Origin of the sequence: Streptomyces sp. NPDC006544 (genome assembly GCF_040611715.1) — a bacterium.
Lineage (GTDB): Bacteria > Actinomycetota > Actinomycetes > Streptomycetales > Streptomycetaceae > Streptomyces.
Genome location: NZ_JBEXOV010000056.1, coordinates 42,380 through 49,604 on the forward strand (window position 1 = coordinate 42,380; position 7,225 = coordinate 49,604).

Below are 7,225 nucleotides of genomic sequence, written 5' to 3' on the forward strand. Positions count from 1 at the left end.
GATGGCAATGCCACTGCGACAGACCATCAGGGTCGGGACCTATCTGCTCGAACAGAAGCTCCGCAAGCGTGAGAAGTTCCCGCTGATCGTCGAGCTGGAACCGCTCTACGCGTGCAACCTCGCGTGTGAGGGCTGCGGGAAGATCCAGCACCCGGCCGGGGTGCTCAAGCAGCGCATGCCCGTGGCCCAGGCCGTCGGCGCCGTGCTGGAATCCGGTGCGCCGATGGTGTCCATCGCCGGCGGCGAGCCCCTGATGCACCCCCAGATCGACGAGATCGTGCGCCAGCTGGTGGCGAAGCGGAAATACGTCTTCCTCTGCACCAATGCGCTGCTGCTGCGCAAGAAGATCGAGAAGTTCACCCCTTCCCCCTACTTCGCCTTCGCCGTGCACATCGACGGACTGCGCGAGCGCCACGACGAGTCGGTGGCGAAGGAAGGCGTCTTCGACGAGGCGGTCGCGGCCATCAAGGAGGCGAAGAAGCGCGGTTTCCGCGTGACCACCAACTCCACGTTCTTCAACACGGACACGCCCCAGACCGTCATCGAGGTCCTGAACTACCTCAATGACGACCTGCGGGTCGACGAGATGATGATCTCGCCCGCCTATGCCTATGAGAAGGCCCCTGACCAGGAGCACTTCCTGGGCGTCGAGCAGACTCGGGAACTCTTCAAGAAGGCCTTCGCGGGCGGCAACCGGCGCCGCTGGCGGCTCAACCACTCGCCCCTCTTCCTGGACTTCCTCGAAGGCAAGGCCGATTTCCCCTGCACCGCGTGGGCCATTCCGAATTACTCGCTCTTCGGCTGGCAGCGCCCCTGCTATCTGATGAGCGACGGATACGTGCCCTCGTACCGGGAACTGGTCGAGGAAACCGACTGGAGCAAGTACGGCCGCGGAAAGGACCCGCGCTGCGCGAACTGCATGGCGCACTGCGGGTACGAGCCCACCGCCGTCCTCGCCACCATGGGGTCGCTCAAGGAGACCCTGCGGGCGGCCCGCGACACCGTGCGCGGGAACCGGGGCGCGTCGGCATGAGCGGGGCTCACGCCGGGGAGGGCGGCCGGGGAGGACGGGCCGGGGGGTTCGACCTCGGCGCCCTGCTGGCCGAGCGCGGCGCCGAACGGTACGAGCTGCATGCCCGTCACCTCAACCACCAGCTGCCGCGGATGCTGCACACCATCGGCTTCGACAAGGTCTACGAGCGGGCCGAGGGCGCCCACTTCTGGGACGCCGAGGGCAACGACTACCTCGACATGCTGGCCGGGTTCGGGGTGATGGGGCTCGGCCGGCACCACCCGGTGGTCAGGCGGGCCCTGCACGACGTCCTGGACGCGCAGCTCGCCGACCTCACGCGCTTCGACTGCCAGCCGCTGCCCGGACTGCTCGCGGAGAAGCTGCTCTCCTACAGCCCGCACCTGGAGCGGGTCTTCTTCGGCAACAGCGGCACGGAGGCGGTGGAGACGGCCCTGAAGTTCGCCCGCTACGCCACCGGGCGGCCCAGGATCCTCTACTGCGACCACGCCTTCCACGGCCTGACCACCGGCTCCCTCTCGGTGAACGGCGAGGGCGGCTTCCGGGACGGCTTCGCGCCGCTGCTGCCCGACACGAAGATCGCGCTCGGCGACCTCGTCGCGCTGGAGCGGGAGCTGCGGAAGGGGGACGTGGCGGCCTTCGTCGTCGAACCGGTCCAGGGCAAGGGGGTGCTCGCCGCGCCCCCCGGCTTCCTGCTCGCCGCTCAGGAGCTGCTCCACCGGCACAAGGCGCTGCTGATCGCGGACGAGGTGCAGACCGGCCTCGGCCGCACCGGGGAGTTCTACGCCTACCAGCACGAGGCCGGTGTGGAGCCGGACCTGGTGTGCGTGGCCAAGGCCCTCAGCGGCGGCTACGTGCCCGTCGGCGCGACCCTAGGAAAGGACTGGATCTTCAGGAAGGTCTACTCCTCCATGGACCGGGTCCTCGTGCACTCCGCCAGCTTCGGTTCCAACGCCCAGGCGATGGCGGCCGGGCTCGCGGTCCTCTCCGTCATGGAGGACGAACAGCTGGTGGCCCGCGCCCGCGCCATGGGCGATCTGCTGCGCGGCCGGCTCGCCGCGCTCGTGGACAGGTACGAACTGCTCCACGAGGTACGGGGACGCGGGCTGATGATCGGCATCGAGTTCGGCCGGCCGTCCTCGCTGGGGCTGCGCAGCCGGTGGACCATGCTGCAGGCGGCCCGCAAGGGACTGTTCGCGCAGATGGTCGTGGTGCCGCTGCTGCAGAAGCACCGGATCCTCACGCAGGTGTCGGGGGACCACCTGGAGGTGATCAAGCTGATTCCGCCGCTGGTCGTGGACGAGGCGGACGTGGACCGGTTCGTCGGGGCCTTCCGCGAGGTCATGGACGAGGCGCACGGCGGCGGCGCGCTGATGTGGGACTTCGGCAGGACGCTGGTGCGGCAGGCCGTCGCGAACCGCTGACGCGGCGCGCGGTGCGACGGCCCGCCGCACACCGGCGGGGCGTCGGTCAGTCCAGCAGCCGGCCGCGCAGCCGGTCGAGGGTCTCGGGCGCGAGTCCGAGACCCTCGCCGAGGTAGCGCTCCACCCCGCCCCACTCCTCGTCCATGGTCTCGAAGGCCGCCGTCAGGTACTCGGCGCGGGCGTCGAAGAGCGGGGCGAGCAGCTCCATCACCTCGGGGGTACGGGCTTCGGCGGCGTTCCCGCTCCGGCGGACCCGGTAGCGGTTGTGCGCGGCGTTCGACTCCAGGTAGTCCGCGACGATCGCGTCCCGCTCCACGCCCAGCGCGAGCAGGGTGACGGCGACCGACAGGCCGGCCCGGTCCTTGCCGGCCGCGCAGTGCATGAGGGCGGGGACGCTGTCCTCGGCGAGGGCGTGGACGACCCGGCTGTGCTCGGCGGTACGGGTCCTGATGATCCCGCGGTACGAGTGGGACATCCGCGCGGCGGCCTTGCCGTCACCCAGGACCTCGTGCAGCTGGGCGAGTTCCCCGTCGCGGACCATCGTCCAGAACTCCCGCCCGTCGGCCGGGTCCGACAGCGGGATGTTGACGTTCCGCACGCCGGGAAGATCCACGTCCGCGCCCTCCAGCGCGTGGTCGGCGTCGTTGCGGAAGTCGAACACGGTGTGCAGCCCGAGCGAGCCGAGGAACTCCGCATCGCTTTCGGTGGCATGTGCGAGATGTCCGCTTCGGAACAGTAGTCCCGACTTGACCCTTCGACCGTCCGTGGTCGGCAGCCCGCCCACGTCGCGGAAGTTGCGCACTCCGGACAGCGCCGGCTCCGTTCGCGGGGGGTGGGGTATCTGCTGGGTCACAGGGGCTCCTCCGTGTCGTCGTCGAGAGTGTCCGAATTGCTCCACTTGGGAACAACTTGCCATAGCGACAGGCGAGATCGGACACCTCCCCGTGAGCCAGATCATACGGTGACGGTGAGTGCCTGATCACGAATGCCGAATTGCCCATCCGGGACGGTTGTTGAAGGAGGGGAATGGACGGAGGGTGACCGGAATTCCGGCGGGCCGTCACCTTCAAGATTTTGTTGGGGAATTCATGACTTGTTCTGTCCGGCCGCACTCGATTACGTTCGCGATCGATCCGGACGGACCGCCTAATCCTGCCGCCGACCGGAAACCGCACTCGACTCATCACGCGCGGGGCAGGAGCGGGGGAACCAGGTAAGCCGCTGTTCCGGATCCTCTTCGGGATCTTCTTAAAGGGACAGCTCGGGGTTAAGTCGTACAGGTGTCCTTGATCGGCACCCGGCATGGCCGGACATCTCCCGTCCGAACCCGACAGCTCACCTCGCAGGCGTCGGAGAGGAATGCGCCATGCCTGCAACGGGTAAGCACCGCCGTCCCAAGTCCCGCTCGATATCCCGCGGTCTCGCCGTCGCCGGCACCGGTGGCGCGGCCCTCGCGCTCCCGCTGCTCGGGGCCACCGGCGCCCACGCGGCCGGCGCCCAGAGCGCGGCGCCCGCCGCCGCGCAGGTCCGTACGCCGCAGGCCGCACACGTCCCGGCCGCTTTCCAAGCCGCTCCGGCCGCGGCGCAGTCGGCCGTGCGGGCCGCTCCGGCCGTCTACACGGTCGTGCCGGGGGACTGTCTCTCCAAGATCGCCCAGCGGCAGCACCTCAGCGGCGGCTGGGAGCGGCTCTACGAGGGCAACCGCCAGGCGGTGGGCTCCGATCCCTCGCTGATCCACCCGGGCCTCAAGCTGACGCTGGGCGCGAAGGGTGCGGCCCCGGCCGCCGAGGCCGCGCCGGCCGAGACGCCGAAGCCGGCCGAAAAGTCCGCTTCCTCCGCCTCTGATGACTCTGACGCCTCCCAGGCCTCGGCTCCCGGCGAGTCCTCGGACGACTCCGACGAGGCCTTCTCCGACGAGGGCTCCTCCGACGAGGGCTCGCTCTCCGGCGAGGGCGCGTCCGACGGCTCCTCGCCGGAGGCCGCCGCCGAGGCTCCGGCCGCCCCCGCGCCCAAGGCCCCCGCCCCGCAGCAGGCCGCCCCCGCATCCACCGGCTTCGTCGCTCCGGTCGGCGGCGGCGTGTCCACCTCGTACCGGACCCCCGGCGCCATGTGGTCCAGCGGTTACCACACGGGCGTCGACTTCATCGCGAGCTCCGGCACCACCGTCAGGGCCGTCGGCGCGGGCACCGTCGTGTCCGCCGGATGGGGCGGCGCGTACGGCAACGAGGTGGTCATCCGGCACGCCGACGGCAAGTACAGCCAGTACGGCCACCTCTCCCAGCTGTCGGTCTCGACCGGCCAGAGCGTCACCGGCGGGCAGACCATCGGCCTCTCCGGCGCGACCGGCAACGTGACCGGCCCGCACCTCCACTTCGAGATCCGTACGGGTCCCTCCTACGGCTCGGACATCGACCCGCTGGCCTACCTTCGCTCGAAGGGCGTCAGCATCTGAATCCGGTGAACCGGAGGCCCCGCGGTGGTGCGGCCGCCGCGGGGCCGGGCAGGGCGCGGGGCCGGGCCCGAGGGGGGCCCGGCCCCGCGTGCCCCTATTCCTCGCGCGACGGTGGTGAAGATCACAGTCTGTCAACCCGTGGCTACGGTCGCGTAGGTCGCGCCCCGGGGTGAAGGATGTGGTCCCGTGGCAGCGACGACTTCGACACTCAAGACCATCGGCTCGTACGCGGCGATCGGGGACAGCTTCACCGAGGGCGTGGGGGACCCGGGACCCGGGGAAACGTTTCTCGGCTGGGCGGACCGGCTGGCCGTGCTCCTCGCCGACCAGCGCGACGAGCACGACTTCCGGTACGCGAACCTGGCCGTACGCGGCCGCCTCCTCGACCAGATCGTGGCCGAGCAGGTGCCCCGCGCCAAGGCGCTCGCGCCGGACCTGGTGACCTTCTGCGCGGGCGGCAACGACATCATCCGGCCCGGCAGCGACCCGGACGACGTGGCCGAACGGTACGAGGCGGCCGTGCGCGACCTCGCCGGATCGGTCGGCCGGGTCGTGATCACCACCGGCTTCGACACGCGGGACGTGCCGGTCCTCAAACACATCCGGGGCAAGATCGCGACGTTCAGCGCGCACGTCCACTCCATCGCCGACCGCTACGACTGCCCCGTGCTCGACCTCTGGTCGCTGAAGTCCGTCCAGGACCGGCGGGCCTGGGACGCCGACCGGCTGCACCTCTCGCCCGAGGGCCACACGCGGGTCGCCCTGCGCGCCGCCCAGGTGCTCGGCATGGCCACGCCGGCCGACCCCGAGCAGCCGTGGCCGCCGATGCGCCCGCGCGGCTCGGTGGACACGACCCGGGACAACATCCAGTGGGCGCGCGACCACCTGGTGCCGTGGATCGGACGGCGGCTGCGCGGGGAGTCCTCCGGGGACCACGTGGCGGCCAAGCGGCCGGACCTGCTGCCGCTGTAGGGGGCCCGCGCGGGGCGCGCGGCGGCCGGGCGCCCCGCGGGCCGGGGCGCGCGTTCCGGCGCGGGCAATGGAATCCTTGGGGGGTGCCGTGCGTTGCCAAGATGTGAACCACCAGAACGTCCTGCCCGAATCCTCCCAGGAGGCGCTTTGACCGGCTCCCGTCCCCTGCGTCCCCGGCTGCGCGCCCTGAGGCCCGAAGCCTTCGGCGCGGACCCGTCCGGTGCCCGGCTGGACCGGATCCGGCGCTCGCCGAACTTCGCCGACGGCGTGTTCCAGAACCCGGTCGGGGCCCGTACCAGGCCGTCCGGCTCGATGGCGGAGTTCGCCAAGATCTACTTCCACAAGGAGCAGCGGCTCCGGCGCAACCCCGGCGCCCCCATCCCGGTGTACCCGACGACGCTCGCCGAGCTGGCGAAGCCGCCGGCCACCGGGCTTCGGCTGACCTGGATGGGGCACTCCTCCGTGCTCGCGGAGATCGACGGGCGCAGGGTGCTGTTCGACCCGGTCTGGGGCGAGCGGTGCTCCCCCTTTCCCTTCGCCGGGCCCAAGCGGCTGCACCCGGTGCCGGTACCGCTGGCCTCGCTCGGTGACGTGGACGTCGTGGTGATCTCCCACGACCACTACGACCACCTCGACCTGCCGACCATCAAGGCGCTCGCCGGCACGGACACGGTCTTCGCCGTCCCGCTCGGCGTCGGCGCGCACCTGGAGCGCTGGGGCGTCCCGGCGGACCGGCTGCGCGAGCTCGACTGGAACGAGACGACCAAGATCGCCGGTCTCTCCCTCACGGCCACCCCGGCCCGCCACTTCTGCGGGCGCGGCCTGCGCAACCAGCAGTTCACCCTGTGGGCGTCCTGGGTCGTCGCGGGCGACGGGCACCGGGTCTTCCACAGCGGTGACACGGGCTACTTCCCGGGGTTCGAGGAGATCGGCGCCGAGCACGGGCCGTTCGACGCCACGATGATCCAGATCGGCGCCTACTCCGAGTACTGGCCGGACATCCACATGACCCCGGAGGAGGGCATGCGCGCCCACCTCGACCTCCAGGGCGGGATTCCGCACGGCACGATGCTGCCGATCCACTGGGGCACGTTCAACCTGGCTCCCCACCCGTGGGACGAGCCGGGCGAGGGCACCGTGGCCGCCGCCGAGAAGACCGGGTCGGCCGTCGCGCTCCCCGTCCCCGGGCAGCCCTTCGAGCCGGGCGCGGCCGACGCCCCCTCCGCGCCGTGGTGGCGGCCCTTCGTGCTCGCGCCTCCGTCGGCCGGCCCGGTCGACGGGCCGTCGGCCGTACCGCCGCTGGAGGCGGGCGGAGCCTCGGCGGCAGCGGCGCGGGTCGGTGCCGCG

The 7,225-nt window shown here is 71.4% G+C and carries 6 protein-coding genes and 1 riboswitch; of the genes, 5 read left to right on the forward strand and 1 reads right to left on the reverse strand.

The window, feature by feature from the left end:
• The first annotated feature begins 1 nt into the window (after position 1).
• Positions 2-1,033: an adenosyl-hopene transferase HpnH gene (gene hpnH / locus ABZY44_RS24270; RefSeq protein ID WP_356657174.1), complete on the forward strand. Its 1,032-nt coding sequence runs from the start codon at positions 2-4 to the stop codon at positions 1,031-1,033.
• Positions 1,030-2,454, forward strand: coding sequence for an aspartate aminotransferase family protein (locus tag ABZY44_RS24275; RefSeq protein WP_356657176.1), 1,425 nt, complete (start codon positions 1,030-1,032; stop codon positions 2,452-2,454). The genes hpnH and ABZY44_RS24275 overlap by 4 nt, the downstream gene beginning before the upstream one ends.
• Before the next feature lie 46 nt (positions 2,455-2,500).
• Here ABZY44_RS24275 and ABZY44_RS24280 read toward each other — a convergent pair whose 3' ends face one another.
• Positions 2,501-3,307 (reverse strand): tyrosine-protein phosphatase, encoded by an 807-nt coding sequence (locus ABZY44_RS24280; RefSeq protein WP_356657178.1) that lies wholly within the window; start codon positions 3,305-3,307, stop codon positions 2,501-2,503.
• Between the two features lie 313 nt (positions 3,308-3,620).
• Positions 3,621-3,816, forward strand: a riboswitch (cyclic di-AMP (ydaO/yuaA leader).
• A gap of 4 nt (positions 3,817-3,820) precedes the next feature.
• Here ABZY44_RS24280 and ABZY44_RS24285 point away from each other — a divergent pair.
• The 3 genes from ABZY44_RS24285 to ABZY44_RS24295 form a co-directional block, all read left to right on the forward strand.
• Positions 3,821-4,906: a LysM peptidoglycan-binding domain-containing M23 family metallopeptidase gene (locus ABZY44_RS24285; protein ID WP_356657180.1), complete on the forward strand. Its 1,086-nt coding sequence runs from the start codon at positions 3,821-3,823 to the stop codon at positions 4,904-4,906.
• Between the two features lie 186 nt (positions 4,907-5,092).
• Entirely contained in the window at positions 5,093-5,878 is a 786-nt protein-coding gene (locus ABZY44_RS24290) for an SGNH/GDSL hydrolase family protein (protein ID WP_356657182.1), read from the forward strand.
• A 147-nt stretch (positions 5,879-6,025) separates the two neighbouring features.
• On the forward strand, positions 6,026-7,225 hold a 1,200-nt coding region (locus ABZY44_RS24295), incomplete at its 3' end, for an MBL fold metallo-hydrolase (protein ID WP_356657184.1).